Source organism: Pseudomonas sp. SDT291_1_S447, assembly GCF_054070155.1.
Genome location: NZ_JBSVXS010000388.1, coordinates 1 through 236, shown reverse-complemented (window position 1 = coordinate 236; position 236 = coordinate 1). Strand labels below are relative to the sequence as shown.

General features: G+C 53.0%; 1 pseudogene. It reads right to left on the bottom strand.

The window, feature by feature from the left end:
- Window positions 1-236: pseudogene (locus tag ACW9IR_RS30030) on the bottom strand (hypothetical protein); the annotation flags it as partial.

Sequence of the window (236 nt, the reverse complement as noted above, 5' to 3'; positions counted from 1 at the left end):
AAAACAACCGAACTTTGTCATCAACCCGCATGCGCGAGTCGATAGGTATGGTCCAGCGAACGCCATGACAAGTGGCAGGCCGGGATTCACAGGTCAGAAGTTTGGCCCCGCCGTGCAGCGAATGGGCAATTACCGGCGCATCAAGATCAAACAATGGATCAACATGCACATTCACCAAGGTTTCAGGCGCTTGCTGCTCATTCACGCCATTGCTGGTGGTATAGAACACCGGTAAC